The 15,789-nt window shown below is 61.6% G+C and carries 15 protein-coding genes and 1 pseudogene; 3 read left to right on the forward strand and 13 right to left on the reverse strand.

Features of this window, described 5'->3' with window-relative positions:
* Nucleotides 1-3: 3 nt before the first annotated feature.
* Both prfB and HIR79_RS17775 read right to left on the reverse strand, forming a co-directional pair.
* Nucleotides 4-1,102, reverse strand: a protein-coding gene (prfB, locus tag HIR79_RS17770; protein WP_169959364.1) for a peptide chain release factor 2 whose coding sequence is annotated in 2 segments (ribosomal slippage) — nucleotides 4-1,026 and nucleotides 1,028-1,102 — 1,098 coding nt in all. Because the reading frame shifts where the segments join, the coding sequence is not laid out codon by codon here.
* 228 nt (nucleotides 1,103-1,330) lie between these two features.
* Nucleotides 1,331-2,665, reverse strand: coding sequence for an OmpP1/FadL family transporter (locus HIR79_RS17775; protein WP_169959365.1), 1,335 nt, complete (start codon nucleotides 2,663-2,665; stop codon nucleotides 1,331-1,333).
* 323 nt (nucleotides 2,666-2,988) lie between these two features.
* Here HIR79_RS17775 and HIR79_RS17780 point away from each other — a divergent pair, with 323 nt between their 5' ends.
* Together HIR79_RS17780 and HIR79_RS17785 are read left to right on the forward strand one after the other, a co-directional pair.
* A complete protein-coding gene (locus HIR79_RS17780; RefSeq protein WP_110070883.1) occupies nucleotides 2,989-3,480 on the forward strand; it encodes a MerR family transcriptional regulator in 492 nt (163 codons plus the stop codon).
* Between the two features lie 35 nt (nucleotides 3,481-3,515).
* Nucleotides 3,516-6,080 (forward strand): heavy metal translocating P-type ATPase, encoded by a 2,565-nt coding sequence (locus tag HIR79_RS17785; protein WP_283241869.1) that lies wholly within the window; start codon nucleotides 3,516-3,518, stop codon nucleotides 6,078-6,080.
* Nucleotides 6,081-6,177: 97 nt separating this feature from the next.
* On the opposite strand, the gene HIR79_RS17790 is transcribed toward HIR79_RS17785, so the two are convergent.
* The 5 genes and pseudogenes from HIR79_RS17790 to HIR79_RS17810 form a co-directional block, all read right to left on the reverse strand.
* The gene (locus HIR79_RS17790; protein ID WP_169959366.1) at nucleotides 6,178-6,372 is read right to left on the reverse strand and encodes a hypothetical protein; all 195 of its coding nucleotides are present in this window, start codon (nucleotides 6,370-6,372) and stop codon (nucleotides 6,178-6,180) included.
* Nucleotides 6,373-6,497: 125 nt separating this feature from the next.
* Complete coding sequence (locus HIR79_RS17795; RefSeq protein ID WP_211620870.1) at nucleotides 6,498-7,679, reverse strand: transposase; 1,182 nt, start codon at nucleotides 7,677-7,679, stop codon at nucleotides 6,498-6,500.
* A gap of 21 nt (nucleotides 7,680-7,700) precedes the next feature.
* Nucleotides 7,701-8,981 (reverse strand): group II intron reverse transcriptase/maturase, encoded by a 1,281-nt coding sequence (ltrA, locus tag HIR79_RS17800; protein WP_023006382.1) that lies wholly within the window; start codon nucleotides 8,979-8,981, stop codon nucleotides 7,701-7,703.
* 640 nt (nucleotides 8,982-9,621) lie between these two features.
* Nucleotides 9,622-9,870 (reverse strand): annotated as a pseudogene (locus tag HIR79_RS17805) (transposase); the annotation flags it as partial.
* A gap of 94 nt (nucleotides 9,871-9,964) precedes the next feature.
* The gene (locus tag HIR79_RS17810) at nucleotides 9,965-10,336 is read right to left on the reverse strand and encodes a transposase (protein ID WP_169959367.1); all 372 of its coding nucleotides are present in this window, start codon (nucleotides 10,334-10,336) and stop codon (nucleotides 9,965-9,967) included.
* Nucleotides 10,337-10,616: 280 nt separating this feature from the next.
* On the opposite strand from HIR79_RS17810, the gene HIR79_RS17815 reads away from it, so the two are divergent.
* Entirely contained in the window at nucleotides 10,617-11,198 is a 582-nt protein-coding gene (locus HIR79_RS17815; RefSeq protein ID WP_169959368.1) for a hypothetical protein, read from the forward strand.
* Nucleotides 11,199-11,231: 33 nt separating this feature from the next.
* Here HIR79_RS17815 and HIR79_RS17820 read toward each other — a convergent pair whose 3' ends face one another.
* The 6 genes from HIR79_RS17820 to HIR79_RS18730 form a co-directional block, all read right to left on the reverse strand.
* Nucleotides 11,232-12,392, reverse strand: coding sequence for a PilX N-terminal domain-containing pilus assembly protein (locus tag HIR79_RS17820; RefSeq protein WP_169959369.1), 1,161 nt, complete (start codon nucleotides 12,390-12,392; stop codon nucleotides 11,232-11,234).
* Nucleotides 12,393-12,503: 111 nt separating this feature from the next.
* Nucleotides 12,504-13,625, reverse strand: a complete 1,122-nt coding sequence (locus HIR79_RS17825; protein ID WP_169959370.1) for a pilus assembly PilX family protein — start codon at nucleotides 13,623-13,625, stop codon at nucleotides 12,504-12,506.
* Nucleotides 13,626-13,667: 42 nt separating this feature from the next.
* Nucleotides 13,668-14,219 (reverse strand): PilW family protein, encoded by a 552-nt coding sequence (locus HIR79_RS17830; protein WP_169959371.1) that lies wholly within the window; start codon nucleotides 14,217-14,219, stop codon nucleotides 13,668-13,670.
* Nucleotides 14,216-14,662, reverse strand: coding sequence for a type IV pilus modification protein PilV (gene pilV / locus HIR79_RS17835; RefSeq protein ID WP_169959372.1), 447 nt, complete (start codon nucleotides 14,660-14,662; stop codon nucleotides 14,216-14,218). Before pilV ends, HIR79_RS17830 begins: the two co-directional genes overlap by 4 nt.
* On the reverse strand, nucleotides 14,659-15,138 hold the full coding sequence (locus HIR79_RS17840; protein ID WP_349304988.1) for a GspH/FimT family pseudopilin: 480 nt from the start codon (nucleotides 15,136-15,138) through the stop codon (nucleotides 14,659-14,661). Before HIR79_RS17840 ends, pilV begins: the two co-directional genes overlap by 4 nt.
* On the reverse strand, nucleotides 15,129-15,593 hold the full coding sequence (locus HIR79_RS18730) for a type IV pilin protein (RefSeq protein ID WP_283241844.1): 465 nt from the start codon (nucleotides 15,591-15,593) through the stop codon (nucleotides 15,129-15,131). The genes HIR79_RS17840 and HIR79_RS18730 overlap by 10 nt, the downstream gene beginning before the upstream one ends.
* Nucleotides 15,594-15,789: the final 196 nt, after the last annotated feature.

The following is a 15,789-nucleotide window of genomic DNA, read 5'->3' on the forward strand; positions in this document are numbered from 1 at the left end:
TCTTTACAGTCCTTGCTTGAGGCTGGCGACGATGAACTGGTCCAGGTCGCCGTCCAGCACCTTGTCGCAGTTGCTGGTCTGCACGCCGGTACGCAGATCCTTGATGCGCTGGTCATCCAGCACGTAGGAGCGGATCTGGCTGCCCCAGCCGATATCGGCCTTGGAGTCCTCCGCCTCCTGCTTGGCGGCGTTGCGCTTCTCCATCTCGTGCTCCCACAGCCTCGCCTTGAGCTGCTTCATGGCGAAGTCGCGGTTGGCGTGCTGGCTGCGCTGGCTCTGACAGGCCACCACGATGCCGGTGGGCTCGTGGGTGATCCGCACCGCCGAATCGGTGGTGTTGACGTGCTGACCGCCGGCGCCGCTGGAGCGGTAGGTATCGACGCGCAGGTCCGCCGGGTTGATCTCGACCTCGAAGCTGTCGTCGATCTCCGGTGACAGGAACACCGAGCAGAAGGAGGTGTGGCGGCGGCCGCCGGAATCGAACGGGCTCTTGCGCACCAGGCGGTGCACGCCGGTCTCGGTGCGCAGCCAGCCGAAGGCGTGGTCGCCCTGGATATGCACCGTGGCCGACTTGATGCCCGCTACCTCGCCGGCGGAGAGCTCGGTGATCTCGGCCTTGAAGCCGTGATGCTCGGCCCAGCGCAGGTACATGCGCAGCAGCATGTTGGCCCAGTCCTGGGCCTCGGTGCCGCCGGAACCCGACTGGATATCCAGGTAGGCGTTGTTGGCATCCATCTCGCCGGAGAACATGCGGCGGAACTCGAGCTTCTCGAGGCTCGCCTTCATGCCGTCGAGCTCCTTCTGGACCTCGTCGACGGTGGCCTGGTCCTCCTCCATCTCGGCAAGCTCCAGCAGGTCACGGCTGTCCGCCAGGCCCTGCTCCAGCTCGTCGATGGTCTCGACGACCAGCTCCAGCGAGGCGCGCTCCTTGCCGAGCTTCTGGGCGTAGTCCGGATCGTTCCAGATGGCCGGGTCCTCGAGCTCCCGGGAGACTTCCTCTAGCCGGTCTTTCTTCTCGGCATAGTCAAAGATACCCCCTCAGGACGTCTGTCCGCTCAGACAGGTCCTTGATGAGGTTGTGGATGGGGTTGGTTTCCAGCATGGCTCACTCGCCTGAATCTGCGGTGGAAAAGCGACCGCCGCGGCGCTGGTGGTAAACCGGCGCCCCGGCGGCACGGATTGGGCTTCTGCTATAGAGCTTGTGCTAAGGGGGAACATTGTAGCGAACCTGGCGCCAGGCCGCATCCGCCGGGGCCGCCCCGTTCGCCCGCCCAGACGCAGGGAACCCGGCCGAGGCCGGGTTCCCTGGGTGCACCTGGCGGGCTGCCGCTTAGAAGCGGTAGGTCAGCTGGGCGCCGAAGCCATGGGCCTCGTTCTTGTAGTCGGCGGAGTAGGTGGAAGTAATCGTCTCATTGGCGTCAGTCCGAGACTGGTTCACCTGAGTGCCGCGCTCGGTCAGGTAGGAGTAGGCAAGGTCCAGGGTCAGATCCTCGGTCGGGCTCCAGCCGGCGCCGATGGAGAAGATACGGCGATCATCCGAGGGAATCCGCGCACTGCGGAACTCATCGCTGGTGGGAGTGAAGTCCAGGGTGATACCGGCACGCAGCGCCAGCTGCGGGTTGAGCTGGTACTCACCACCTAGGCCATAGGCCCAGGCATTGGAGTAGTCCTGCTCTTCAAACGTAATGGTCTCCCCATCAGGGCCTGTCACGAGAATCTCATCGAAACGATCCCAGCGCGTCCAGGAAGCCCCCGCCATCAGCTTCAGGCGGTCGGTCATCTGTTGGGTAATGGAGAAGTTGACGGTTTCCGGAGTATCCAAATCCAGCCTGGCTGCCTTGTCCTGAGCCTCGCCAGTCAGCGGGTTGACGTAAATTTCTCCGCTTGCATCGCGAGAGCGATAGTCGCCAGTCAGGGTATAGCTGACCTTGGAGCGATAGGTCAGACCCAGGGTAGTTTCCGGAGTGGGTTGGAACATGACACCCAGGTTGTAACCCCAGCCGTCATCATCGCCTTCGATTCGCGCATCCAGCTCTTGCGTGCCAACAGGGCCAACTCCACCCGGCAGGTCAGGCCGCGCACCGAAAACAGGAGTAGGCACCTGGCGATGCAGTTCCCCATCCACGCGGTTGTACATCAGGCCTGCACCCACTGACCACTGCTCATTGAAGCGATAGGAAACGGTGGGCTGGGCGCTCATCACCGTCAGCTCGGTGTAGTTACCCAGGTTCCGCCCGATAAAGCCATCTTCATAGTCGGTCTTGGAGCCGAAGGGAGCGTAGACACCAAAGCCGAAGGCCAGGCGCTCATTCACCGGATGAGCATAGAAGGCGAAGGGAATCAGGGTACCCGGCACCATGTCTCCGTCACTGGACCCTTCGACCGGCGCTCCATTACGGGTAGCGGTAGCGTTGTTAATGTCCGTATTGACGTTCAGGTAGGTCCCACCGGCGGTCACCTGGGCGCGATCCAGAAACGACATGCCGGCCGGGTTGCCGAAGACGATGGTGGCGTCGTTGACGTTGGAGCTGCGTCCGGCGTGGCCATAGCCCTGGCCGCTGACGCTCTGCTCGTTGATCTGGTAGCCGCCCGCATGGGCCTGGCTGGCAAAGGCGGCGGCGGCAATGGCCACGGCCAGGGAGAGGCGATTGAACTTGTTCTTCATGTGATCCATCCCTTGGGGTTCTGTTATTCACGCTGATACTGGCGTGTGCTCTCGGCGGAGACAGGCGCGTGCCCTCCCCTTTTCGCGCAACCCAACGATCGTTTCAACCCCAAACGCTCGTTTTAATGCCGCAGTCGCTAATACTTTGGTCGCACAGCTGTTTGATTGATCGAACTTTCAGTGAGTTAGCCAACACTCCTTCGCTGTGCCGGAACCGCCATGGCCTTCTCGCCCGCCCGCCTTGACCCTTGGGTAACACATAGGTTTTACACTGAGGTTATCCGCAACCAGAACCAGATCGGGACCTGAGAGGCACCGTCATCATGAAAGTCAGCGAACTGGCCAGGGCCGCCGGCGTCACCGCCGAGACCGTCCGCCACTACGTGCGCGAGGGGCTGCTGGAACCCCGGCGCCACCCCGACAACGGCTACCAGCTCTTCGAGCGAGGTGACCTGGAGCGCCTGCGCTTCATTCATCGCGCCCGCAACCTGGGCTTCGGCGTGGCGGAGATCCGCGAGATCCTTGCCCACGCCGACCAGGGCGATTCCCCCTGTCCCATGGTCCGCGACCTGCTGGCCAGCCGGCTGCCGGAGATCCGCGCCCGCATCGAGGAGCTGCAGGCGCTGGCCGCCCGCATGGAACAGGCACTCGAGACCTGGGCCGAGATGCCCGACGGCACCCCGGACGGCCACAGCCTCTGCCGGCTGATCGAAAGCTTCCCCGAGCCCCTGCGTGACAACCTGCGCAAAAACCAGCAGCGCGGCGACGCCCCCCGCGCGCCTACCGGCGCCACATCCAGCGAGGAGACCCCGTGAACGCTCGCATCCCACTCGAACGTATCGTGCCCGGCATGAGCTGCCAGGGCTGCGTGAAGCGCATGCGCGAGGCGATCCAGGCTCGCGACCCCGAGGCCGAGGTGGTCGGCACGCCGGCCGAGAAGCGCCTGGAAGTCACCACGCTGCTGAACGGCGAGGCCCTGGACCAGGCGCTGGTGGAGGCGGGCTATCCACCCGGCGAGCTCGAGGAAGCCCCGGGCGAGGAAGAGCGCCCCGCGGCCGAGCCCGGGCTCGAGTCCAAGACCACTGAGCCGGCGACGCCCGCGCCGGCCCTGTCGGCTCGCGACGAGCGTGCCACCACCCGCCGGCTCTCCATCGGAGGCATGACCTGCGCCAGCTGCGTGGCCAGCGTGCAGAAGGCGCTGGAGCGCACGCCGGGCGTGGTCAGCGCGGAGGTCAACTTCGGCACCCGCACCGCCCAGGTGCGCGGCAGCGTAAGCGAGGCCGAGCTGATTGGCGCCGTGGAGGCAGCCGGCTACGAGGCGGAGCCGATCCTCGACCTGCGCCAGGCGGAGGAGGCGCGCGCCGAGAAGGACGCCCAGCAGTATCGCCAGCGCCTCAAGGGCAGCTTCTGGTCCCTGGCGCTGGCGGTGCCGCTGATGGCCAGCATGTTCTTCTACCACCCTCACCCGGTGGGCACCGGCCGGCTCTTCTGGCTGGTGATCGGCCTACTGACGCTGGCCGTGCTGGCCGGCCCCGGCCGCCACTTCTTCATCAACGCCTGGAAGAACTTCAAGCACCACCAGGCCAATATGGACACCCTGATCGCCATGGGCACCGGCACCGCCTGGGCTTACTCCATGGCGGTGGTGGCCTTCGCCCCCTGGCTGCCCGCGGTGGCCCACGGCATCTACTTCGAGGCCTCGGCGATGATCATCGGCCTGGTGCTGCTGGGCAACGCCCTGGAGCTGCGTGCCCGGGGCCGCACCAGCGAGGCGCTCAAGCGCCTGCTCGACCTGCAGAGCCGCACCGCCCGGGTGATCCGCGACGGCGAGGAGCGCGAGCTCGACATCGACGAGGTGCGCGAGGGCGACCATATCCGCGTGCGCCCCGGCGAGCGCCTGCCGGTGGACGGCGAGGTGACCGAGGGGCAGAGCCATATCGATGAATCCATGCTCACCGGCGAGCCGCTGCCGGTGGCCAAGGCCGCCGGCGACGAGGTCAGCGCCGGCACCGTGAACGGCAAGGGCTCGCTGGTCTACCGGGCGACCCGCGTCGGCGCCGACACCAAGCTCGGCCGCATCACCGAGCAGGTGGCCAGCGCCCAGAACTCCCGACCGCCCATCGGCGAGCTGGCGGACAAGGTCTCCAGCATCTTCGTGCCCACGGTGATGATCATCGCCGTGCTCACCGCGCTTGCCTGGTTCAACTTCGGCGCCGAGCCGCGGGTGATCCATATGCTGGTGACCGCCACCACGGTGCTGATCATCGCCTGCCCCTGCGCCCTGGGCCTGGCCACGCCGATCTCCACCATGATCGGGGTCGGCAAGGCCGCCGAGCACGGCGTGCTGGTAAGAAGCGGCGAGGCGCTGCAGATCGCCAGCAAGCTCACCACCCTGGTAGTGGACAAGACCGGCACCCTCACCGAGGGCCGGCCCAGCGTGACCGAGGCGCACCTGTTTTCCGACCCTGGGATCGACGGCGACAGGCCGGCGCTGCTGGGCCTGGTGGCGGCCGTGGAGCGCGGCTCCGAGCACCCTCTGGCCGCGGCCCTGCTCGCCTACTGCGAAGAACAGGCGGAAGAGGCCAGCGCAAATGCCGCCGAGATTCGCAATTTCGAGAGCGTGACCGGCGGCGGCGTGAAGGCCGAGACTCTTGAGGGCAAGCCGCTGCTGCTGGGCAATGCCCGCCTGCTCGAGGAGGCCGGGGTCGACCTCGCCGGCGGCAGGGAGAAGGCCGGCGAGCTGGAGCGCCAGGCGCGCACCGTGGTCTACCTCGCCGTGGGTGGCAGGCTCGCCGCGCTGTTTGGCATCAGCGATCCGCTGCGCCACGACACCGTGGCGGCCATCAAGCGCCTGCAGGCCGACGGCCTCAAGGTGGTGATGCTGACCGGCGACAACGAGCACACCGCCGCCGCCATCGCCCGGGAGGTGGGCATCGACGAGTTCCGCGCGGGCCTCTTGCCCGAGGACAAGCACGCCGAGATCGAACGCCTGCAGGCGGCCGGCGAGACCGTCGGCATGGTGGGCGACGGCATCAACGACGCCCCGGCCCTGGCCCGGGCCGACGTGGGCTTCGCCATCGGCCAGGGCACCGACGTGGCCATCGAGAGCGCCGGCATCACGCTGATGCGCGGCTCGCTGCACGGGGTGGCCTCGGCCATCGAGATCAGCCGGGCGACGCTCTCCAACATCAAGCAGAACCTGGTGGGCGCCTTCGGCTACAACACCCTGTGCATTCCCATCGCCGCGGGGGTGCTCTACCCCTTCACCGGGATGCTGCTCTCACCGATGATCGCGGGTGCCGCCATGTCGCTCTCCTCCATCACGGTGGTGAGCAACGCCAACCGCCTGCGCCTGTTCAAGCCCCATAACGAAAAAGGCCCTGCGGAGCAGAGCCAGAAGGAGAGGACATCATGAGCTGGATGGTGAACCTAGCAGGGCTGGCATTGATCGGACTGATCGTATGGTGGTTTTGGGTGGCGAAGGCCTAGAAGCAGGATTCAGCGCCTGAAAATCAGCCCTTCGATTTCTGATCGTTTGAGGGCTGTTGATAAGGCTGCTCAGGGGCATCCTCACCAACCAGTACCGGCTTGCCGTCCTGCCAGATGACGGCATAGTGGCCAAGACGACGCTTGCGCTCGAGGGTCTCGGCCACAGCTGCACGCAGGCTATCCAACATTGTCTGGGTATCAGGGGAAAGTTGATTCATAGTCGGGACTCCTTGGAAAGCAACTCGAATAGCGAGTCATTGAGAATCTGTCGAAAACCTGGCGCACTAGGTCGACGTGGGCGGTGCGTCCTCTACCTCCCCCCGCCCCTAACCCTAGAGACCGGTCAAGCCACCCGCCGCTCAAACACCTCCCGCGCCATTCGCATGCCCCTCAGATGCCGCGCCTGGCGGGCGGCGCAGCAGGCGCTGAGGCTGGCCGGCGTGCCCACGGCGCTACCGAAGCGCTTGAGCAGCGTGGTCGAGGCAGCGATGAAGGCTTCGGGGTCGATATTCAGACGGTCGAGTAGCCGCGGCACCCGCTCCTGGATCAGCCCGCGCTTATCCTCTCGCTGGCAGCGGCCAGTGGTCTCGACCAGCTCGAGATAGTCCTCGAAGCCGAACGGGATGGCATTGGCCAGCTGCGCCGTGGCATCGAAAGGCATCAGCGGCGAAAGCGGCAAGGCATCGCACCAGGCCGGTACGCCTGTCGCAGCGGTTGGCGCCGCTGCACCCTCTCCCGCCGACATGGGTTCACTCTCGCTCTCTGGCTTCAGCCCGGCAAGGCGCTCTGCCACCGAGGTATGCGCGGAGCCTTCCGGCGTCTCGGCGATGCCGGCGCGGATGGGGTTCAAATCGACATAGGCCATGGCGCTGAGAATCGCTGCCTCGTCGAGCAGCGCCTGGCTCTTGAAACGCCCTTCCCAGAAGCGACCCTTCGCGCCGTCTTCCGCGTTGGCCTGACGGGCGATGGACTCGTTGAGCACCCGCATGAACCAGGAAATATCGGCCAGCCGCTCGCGGTATGTGGCTGCCAGCTTCGTCACCGCCGCCCTCTCGGCCGGCAGCTGTTCTGCTCCAGCACGATAGCGCTGCACCAACAGCGGCCCGGTGAACAGCGCTGTCCAGCGCCGCAGCACCTCGTCATCAGACCACTCCGCCGCCCGCAGCGCATCCACCCGCACCACCAAGTGGTAGTGATTGTTCATCACCGCATAGGCGGCCACGTCGATGGCGAATACCCCGGCCAACTGATGCAGGCGGTCGGCGATCCAGCCGCGCCGATGCTCATAGCACTGGCCGCTGACGGAATCGGTGCCACACAGGAAGGCCCGGCGCACGCAGCGGTTGACGAGGTGGTACCAGGGCGTGGCATCCAGCGAGACAAGCGCGGCACGGGGCTGAGTCATGGCAGTGCCCAATGGGTGGGGTGTTATCTCAACGTAGCCAGCCAGGAAGGGCTGGTCGGGTAGACCGGACGATTGCTCGTTCCGGCCCCCCACAGATCCGAGCGTGCGCGATTGACGCACTCGGCTCCTCAACCGTCAGGTTCACACGAAGGACGCTCGGTGCACGATTCTCGCTCGCGGTAACGGGAGTGTCAGCAACAGTTGCCTTGCCTTCTCCCACGGGAACCATCCTCTCTGCGATCGCCTCCTGAGCCACTTGATCCAGGTTGTCTGAACCCTGTATTGGAAGCGTTGCAGAGACTCGATGTTGTGGGTTATCCCGTAGTACGCATAGTGCCCCATAACCTTTCGACAGAGTTGGCGGTGCTGATCACGCAGGGGCAGGTGGCGGTTGGCTCGGCACCACAGCGAAATTCGCTTCAGGCCTCGCTTGAACCGGTCCTTGGCCGTTTTCTGCTTGATGATCCAGCGTCCACGCAGGGACTTCCCCCAGTAATAGGTAAAGCCCAGGAAGTCGAAGGTCTCGGCCCGTAGCTCGCGATGTGGCCGAAACCGTACCAGCCGAGTCTTGGTCGGGTGCAGGGTAAGGCCGAAGCGCGCAAAGCGCTTGGCCAGTACCTCCAGCACCTTGCGGGCATCAGCTTCGTTGCTGAAGGCGAGCACGGCATCATCGGCGAAGCGCACCGAGAATGCTCGTCCGCGCAGGCGTGGTTTGACGTCTTGCTCAAACCACTCATCCAGCACGTAGTGGAGGTAGACATTCGCCAGCAAGGGGGAAATCACACCCCCTTGTGGGCTGCCTATCTCGCCCTTCTGCCATTGCCCGGCGTCCAATACCCCGGCCTTGAGCCACTTGCCGATCAGGCGGAGGATCACGCCGTCCTTCACTCGTTGCTGCAGAAACGCACGCAGGTGCTGGTGGTCGATCGTGTCGAAGAAGGCTTTGATGTCCAGATCAATGACCCAGCCTCCGCCCATCGACATCAGGCCATTCCTCACCGTTCCGATGGCCTGATGCGCCGAGCGCCCCGGCCGGAAACCATACGAGCACTCGTGAAAATCATGCTCATAGAGCGGCTCCAGCAGGGCCACCACGGCACGTTGCAGGACCTTGTCTTCGAAGGTAGGAATGCCAATCGGCCGTGTGGAGCGCCCGTCTCCCTTGGGAATATTGACGCGCCGCACCGGCGGCGCCCGGTAGCGACCGCTCTTGGCCGCTTCCAGCAGACGCTGGACGTTAGCCTCGAAGTCGCGCGCGAAGTCGTCCGCCGTCTGGCCGTCGATCCCGACGGCGCCGTCACGGCGCGTCATCAGGTAGGCCGTCCTCAGCCACTGGGCGTCGATATGATGCGCCAGTGACGTGAAGGCACGCTGCGGGAAGCGCTCTGCCAGCGCTGCTATCCGCACTTGTTTCGTGGACATGACCTCAGGTTCCTGTGCACCTGTCATGTTGCCCTCGTGCAGTTCTGATGATTGGCCGCCCCTTCCCTCCAGCGGGTCCCGTCGAGTAGGTTCCCCGCCTTCTTCGGTACTATGAGCGACTCCGACTCCCGCCCTTCCATCCGGCTGGCTCCTTATGGTCGCCTGGCCGTACCCCCTGAGTGCCTGTGGTTCGCTTCCGGTACCGTCAGGCACGACAGCACCGGACCGGGAGCTTTCGCCGCAGGCAGCCCCATGCCTGTACCTTTGTCGTTCAGAGGAGAAGGACGGGCCTCCCAGGTTCCTGGGAAACCCCTGTATGGACATGCCCTGCTCTTCGACCCCGGCGGTCCTTCCCTGCCAAGCCATACGGCAGGGTCGTGTTGCCTTCCAGCATTTGAAAACTGTCGGCGACTGCCACTACCACAATTTCGGGGCTCTATCACACGGCCTATCCACTCGCTGTGTACGCTTCGCAGCGGCGGTTACCCGACACCACGCAACACTCGCTGCCGGCTGGTGGCTAGCCTTGGCCGGGTGGGACTTTCACCCACTGGGTTTCACGACATCCTTTCCACCTTCTCGGTTTCCCGGATGTCCAGGCTTTGCCTGGCGCACTCAAGGAAGTGGGTGTCCTTTATATTGCCCGCAGCGCATCCACCCGCACCACCAAGTGGTAGTGATTGTTCATCACCGCATAGGCGGCCACGTCGATGGCGAATACCCCGGCCAACTGATGCAGGCGGTCGGCGATCCAGCCGCGCCGATGCTCATAGCACTGGCCGCTGACGGAATCGGTGCCACACAGGAAGGCCCGGCGCACGCAGCGGTTGACGAGGTGGTACCAGGGCGTGGCATCCAGCGAGACAAGCGCGGCACGGGGCTGAGTCATGGCAGTGCCCAATGGGTGGGGTGTTATCTCAACGTAGCCAGCCAGGAAGAGCTGTCAAGTGAGTGGGTGTCCTTTATTTTGGTGGGGTGTTATCTCAACGTAGCCAGCCAGGAAGGGCTGTCAAGTAAGTGGGTGTCCTATGTGTACTGGAGCGAAAGCGCCCCTCGAACAGGGTGCCGGTGCGCCGATAGCGGCGGTTGAAGCGTTGCACATAGACCTGGCCGATGCGCTTCATCATGGCGCTGACGGCCTGTGGATCTACCCGAGGCGTGACCAGCAGGTGCATATGGTTGGTCATCAGCACGTAGGCGTGAACATCGACGCTGCAGGCGCGGCTGACCTCCTCCAGCAACTGCAGGTAGGCCAGGCAGTCGTCGTTATCGGCGAAACACACACTGCGGTTGTTGCCCCGCTGGATTAGGTGCAGCGGGGTGCCGGGCAGCAGCAGGCGGGCGCGGCGGGTCATGATAGCCTCGGAATCGACTCGGTCTTCATGTAGCGTCGCACAATGGCGCCCATCTGGCCGTAAGTGATGCGTGATACGGTGTGTCGTCGATCGATTAAAGAGGGTCTGTCCCCGATTTCCTGTCCCCGATTTCGCTCTTCCGGATCTGCGGGCGGCTGGACCAGGGCGCCCGCGTTATCGTGAATATCATGGGACGCGTGCGCGTCGATTCCGCGCCATCCGAGTGCTAAGCTACGGGCCCTTGGCGCAGGAGGCGCCCCTTACGAAAAGGACCCATCCCATGCTTGGCAAACTGTTCGGCAAGCAGCCGATTCGAGCCTGGGCGATCAAGCAGATTGATGACGCTACCCTCCACCTGTGCGGAGAGGGCAGACTGGAGTCTGACCAGAAGTCGAAAGTCATGCTGAAAGCGCTGCAGGCCGGCCAATTCCATGGCGGCGTACGAATGGGCGATACGGGCATTGTGATCAACACAAGGCGTCTCGCCGCCGTCGTGCCCCTGGAGGCGCTACAGCTGCTGGATGACGGCAACACGGCTGAGTGGAACGGGCGTCACTGGGCCGTATCCCACGTGCCCCAGCGCGCCTGGCTGTTCGACGGCCGCCTGGTGGCCGAGCCCAACCTCCTGAGCAGCACCCCCGCACTGGTCAGCCGCGAGGACGTTTCGCATATTCGCCAGAACGTGCGACAAGACGCCGCACCGCCGGGCGAGGTACAGTTCCGGCCGCTCAACGCGACGGAAGACCCCGAAAAGGATCTTCGCGCCGCCATCGAGGAAGCACAGCGCCGGAGGCAACAGGCCAACACGGGGTGGCGAAAGGATGGCTCCTGGGGAACTCTGGATGACGTGGATAAAGAGTGACCCCTCAAGCTCACAGGTGAGCTTGAAGGAGCCCTACTCCCAGCGATAGATACGGAACCTAGACTCTCCCTCACAGCCGCCACTGCCATCGCCCCCAAACCAGCCCTCCTCAAGCTCGCTCAGTATGTCAGGGTCGTGAACAAAGGCTGAGGCACCACCGCCGTTCATCGTGACGTTAGAGTCACCCAGATCAAACCCATCCGCCGTTTGCTGGCCATCAGGGTTAGCCGGCAGGTGAACCAGCGCCCCGCGCAGGGACCCGGAGCCACCGCCGTTATAGATGATGTTTTCTCCCCGGACCAGGACCACGCCCTCGAAGTAGTTGTAGCCGTCCCAGTAAAAGTCACCATCGACAACCAGCAGTCCGCCCGAAGACTCGCCGTCACCATAGCAGGAAGGCACATCACCCTCTTGCTCCTCCCCGACCCTGAGGGCACAGCTGGCCCCCACATATTTCACATTGCTGTGAGTTGAGTATTTCGCGAAGTTCACAAGGGCGGCTATCTGAGCGAGTTCGTCATCGCTGTACGCCTTGGCCTGAACCAGCTCATCATCGACGGACGCATGGTTCCCCTCGTTATTGGCAGAGAACGTGATCTCCTCCACATCACCGGGGTTCTGAACAGCGATAGAGTAGCCTTCGTTATCGTCCCCCACTCGGGAGATGGTGAACGGTCGGCTGTTGGTATGGCTGAAACCTTCTACGTTGCCGAGCAGCGTGATGGGGTCGAAATCAGCAAAGCCGGGGCCGAGATAGTCCTGCAGCACAAGCAGGGTGATGGGCTCACTGACGGCAATAACAGCCTCGTCATCGGAAACGGCCCCCATGGCCAGGATATAGCTGACACCGCCGACCCTGGCGTAGCGATAGTGGCATTCGGTGTTCCCGTCACAGGCATTGGGGCTCAGTACCTGACCATTGAATTCGGCATCATTACCGAAGCCCTGCCAGCCCAGGCCGGAAAGATCCGCCAGGGAAAAGCTGACGGAGACAAAGTCATCAGGGCCCTCCAGCGCCCCAAAGCCGGCACAGGCCGCCTTCTCCGCCCCCATCTGAGCATCCGCCTGCGCCCTGTAATTACCCGCCAGCCGCTCATCCACCTGGGAGGACTGCATCATGGACAGGCCGACCATCAAGGAGATGACTAGCAGGGCAAGGACTACTACCAGTGCTGCACCGAGACGTTTATTCATACACCCTCTGCCAAGCAAACAAGGAAAGGAAAATCATCTATCTGCATCCGGAAAGCACTCATACCCAGCAGGCGGGCAAAAAAATATACGAAAAAATCTTAAAAGCGTTGACTAACCGTCCAGCTCGCCCAGCAACCCAAGGTCCCCAACAAAGTCCTCCCATCTAACTGCTTGAAGTCCATCAGACAAGCCGACTCTTGAGCTCGCCTCACCAACCGCCTTAGAGCTATAATAAATATTTGGTCTACCGTTACCATCCACCACAAAGTCCTGACCAATAACGGCACCTGCAATAAATGCATTTCCACCCGGATCCAGAATACTACCCGAGCGCGCCAAAACAACGCCATAAATGCAGTCTCCACCACGCATTTCAAGGGTTCCTCCGTCTAGAACCACCACCCCGTCAAATCTGCCGTTAAGCTTTACCACACCGTCACCTTTAGGGCCGCTATCTGGACCCACATAAAGGACATTACTACTCTCCCTGTTAAGTCCATTAACGGCAAAATCATTCAAAAGGTAATCATGATAACTTTTAATATCATCGTAATCATCAGAGTCAAAAAAACCAGAGTTGACATTCCTGGAAGATTTTATTTCATCGTAAATCACATAGGCCGAATCTTTAGGCATACCTTCAATGTTCCCGAGCGGGTTTCTACCACTTTGACTATCGACAAACCCATTAACCACTATCGCACCTAATGTGTGATTGGGGCTCTCATCAATGACGCCAGGGTCTGAACAGCTATTACCACTAGGCATCTCGTGATCCATACCACTTATCCCACCTTTAGGAAAGCTAGCACCCAGTGTCATCAAACAGCCCTCACCTACGCAAGCGTAAGCTGCTCGTGCATTTATTGCACCACCCCCACATTGCAAATCCAGCAAAACATACGCTACCGAAAGTCCGTCTGGAGACTTCCCCTGAACCGAAAAATAGCCATTTGAATCCTTAACAGAATGTTCGCCACCAACATCGTTGTAAAAGTCTCTTATGGCATCAGCAGCACTTAATGAACAGAAGCTGTCACCAAGACCACTTGCCCAACTATAAAAAACAGATGCCGACTCTTCTGCCCTCATCTGAGCATCAGCCTGCGCCCTATAATTCCCCGCCAGCCTCTCATCTATTTGCGAAGACTGTATGCTAGACAACCCCACCATCAATGAAATAGTGAGCAGTGAAAGCACCACTATCAAAGCTGCTCCGCTCTGTTTCTTCATCATCATACTCCAAGAAGCATATGGCTTCGTAGAAATACTACGTCACTGGGTTACCGCAGCAGTTCGATTAACAGCATGGAATATCAACTGATCATCATTCACGCTGTTGCGATCCGTTGGAATAAGATCAAGATATATGATCCATACACCTTTATCTTCTTTATCATCATCCACCCAAAAACCAGACAGCCCTGCAACCAGCTCTTCAAAACCGCTTGGCTCTTCTGCAAGGTTGCAAGTCACTGCTAGCATAAGAGAAAAGCCCTGCCCCCCCTCTTCCTCATCTTCACTCAGCCTGTAAGATTTACGAATTGGGTCACCGAAATCACAGCTAGCTGTATCTCCTCTGTTGACAACTTCCATCCTTAGCCTTTCGCCGTTCCAGTCCATATCACTTGGATCTGCACGACGAATATCCCTGAGCAGGGTCTCAACGGCAAAATTTACCGCCGCCTGCTTTTCGCTTAGCGTTTCTACCTGGCGGCTGGTCTGAAAAACGGTCAAAAATAGCTGCCCGGCACCAAGAATAATGATCAAGCCGATCACCATGGCCACCATCAACTCGACAAGGGAGAAACCACTATTTCGCTTCATGGTTGAACTCCCGGCAAACGCACCGTATACTGGAATACGGGGTCGACCTCTTCACCAAATCTACTGTCCGACCACTGAACCGATATATCGAACTCACACTCTTCATTCGGTGATCCCGGCGGTGTCACTGCTGCTAGCACGAGCCCCGGGAGGTACCCTTCCCAGGTATCATGCCAGCTTTCCTCGCCGCCAAAATCTTTAGCGTCGGACCAGGACGGACATACTCTACCCCCGACTTCCGCCATCCTGGCCCACAACCGTTCCTGCGCATCCTGTGCCGCCAGAGAAGCGATGGAGCGCTGATAGGCGGCATGGGCACCCTGCAACGCCTTTAGCTGCATGGCGGCTACGCCCAGCAGTCCGATCGAGAGCACCAGCAGGGCGACGAGCGCCTCGATCAGGGTAAAGCCCGACTGACTCCCCGCGTTTCGCTGTCTCTTCACTCTCCCACCTCGTCAGACGGTGTAGCAGGTGCCTTGCCGACACGCCCCATGATGCTGATCTGCGCGTCCCTGTCATCAATGCCCGAGAAGGTGGAAGTAATGGATAAAACGCAGTCGCCAGGCGCCGTACAGCTTTCCCGACGACCCAGGGCGTTGAATACGACGGTCCCCTCACTTATTGAGGTCCGATTATTCCGACCACTTCTCACCCTCAGGTCATCGCCACCCACAATCGAGACAACGTACTCCCAAGAGCCATTGTTAGATGCCACGAACTGCACCGGCGCTCGCCGCTTGACCGCTTCGCTTCTGGCAAAGTTGAGTCCCGAAAGCACCTCATTGTAATCAGCCACCACCCGATTGACGGCCATCATGCGCTGAAAGCCGGGCACTGCGATGGTGACGAGTATGACCAGTACCGCCAGCGTCACCAGCAGCTCAATCAAGGTAAACCCGTTATCCCGATTCACCAGCATCCCCCTGAGTCTGGCGACGAGATTGAACCTGCTGACTCTGGTACTGTTCCGGAGCCACGCTGGCCCAAGCTGTCCACCCAGATCGTGCCGCAGCCATTTGGCACCCGACCGGTGCCTGTGGCGGAGATCAAAAAAGCAGCGCCGTCAGAAAACACCTGAGGGCTCCCCAATGTATATGGATTACGGTCTGACAGATCAGCACTGAGCGTGATAACTTCGTACTTGTAATTTGATGTGAAGTGACGCTCCATTTGCCCAACCGCCTCCATCAGAGCCGATTTTGCTTCGGCTAAATTAGAGCGCTCTACGTAACGCTGATAGCTGGGTATCGCGATCGACGCCAGAATGCCAATAATAGCTACCGCAATCATCAGTTCGATGAGCGTAAAGCCGGCGGTGCGCCGGGTGCTGCCTGTGGGGCCTTGGGGCCTGCGTCGGGTGCTCGGTTGGGTCACGCCGCGCGTCTCCTGCGTTCGTTACGTTTGGTTTCAGTATGTATCAGGACCACGGTTTTCGATAGGGTACCGGGTCAAAAATGCCCGGATGGTAAGCGATGGCTTACAGTGTAGCCCTTGATCAGCGAGGAGGCAGGCGTGTGGCGTGATTGCCGGGCGCCTGCGGCGCCTCACCGCTGCGCGGTGTTCGCCCGGG

This window comes from Halomonas sp. PGE1 (assembly GCF_013000985.1).
GTDB lineage: Bacteria > Pseudomonadota > Gammaproteobacteria > Pseudomonadales > Halomonadaceae > Halomonas > Halomonas alkalicola.

Bases quoted from the DNA above. Each gene is read 5' to 3' on its own strand.
- HIR79_RS17815 (WP_169959368.1), top strand. From the start codon at position 10,617: ATGCTTGGCAAACTGTTCGGCAAGCAGCCGATTCGAGCCTGGGCGATC.
- HIR79_RS17780 (WP_110070883.1), top strand. From the start codon at position 2,989: ATGAAAGTCAGCGAACTGGCCAGGGCCGCCGGCGTCACCGCCGAGACC.
- HIR79_RS17810 (WP_169959367.1), bottom strand. From the start codon at position 10,336: ATGACCCGCCGCGCCCGCCTGCTGCTGCCCGGCACCCCGCTGCACCTA.
- HIR79_RS17790 (WP_169959366.1), bottom strand. From the start codon at position 6,372: ATGAATCAACTTTCCCCTGATACCCAGACAATGTTGGATAGCCTGCGT.
- HIR79_RS17840 (WP_349304988.1), bottom strand. From the start codon at position 15,138: ATGCTGGTGAATCGGGATAACGGGTTTACCTTGATTGAGCTGCTGGTG.
- HIR79_RS17820 (WP_169959369.1), bottom strand. From the start codon at position 12,392: ATGAATAAACGTCTCGGTGCAGCACTGGTAGTAGTCCTTGCCCTGCTA.
- HIR79_RS17825 (WP_169959370.1), bottom strand. From the start codon at position 13,625: ATGAAGAAACAGAGCGGAGCAGCTTTGATAGTGGTGCTTTCACTGCTC.
- HIR79_RS17775 (WP_169959365.1), bottom strand. From the start codon at position 2,665: ATGAAGAACAAGTTCAATCGCCTCTCCCTGGCCGTGGCCATTGCCGCC.
- ltrA (WP_023006382.1), bottom strand. From the start codon at position 8,981: ATGTCCACGAAACAAGTGCGGATAGCAGCGCTGGCAGAGCGCTTCCCG.
- HIR79_RS17785 (WP_283241869.1), top strand. From the start codon at position 3,516: ATGAGCTGCCAGGGCTGCGTGAAGCGCATGCGCGAGGCGATCCAGGCT.
- HIR79_RS17830 (WP_169959371.1), bottom strand. From the start codon at position 14,219: ATGAAGCGAAATAGTGGTTTCTCCCTTGTCGAGTTGATGGTGGCCATG.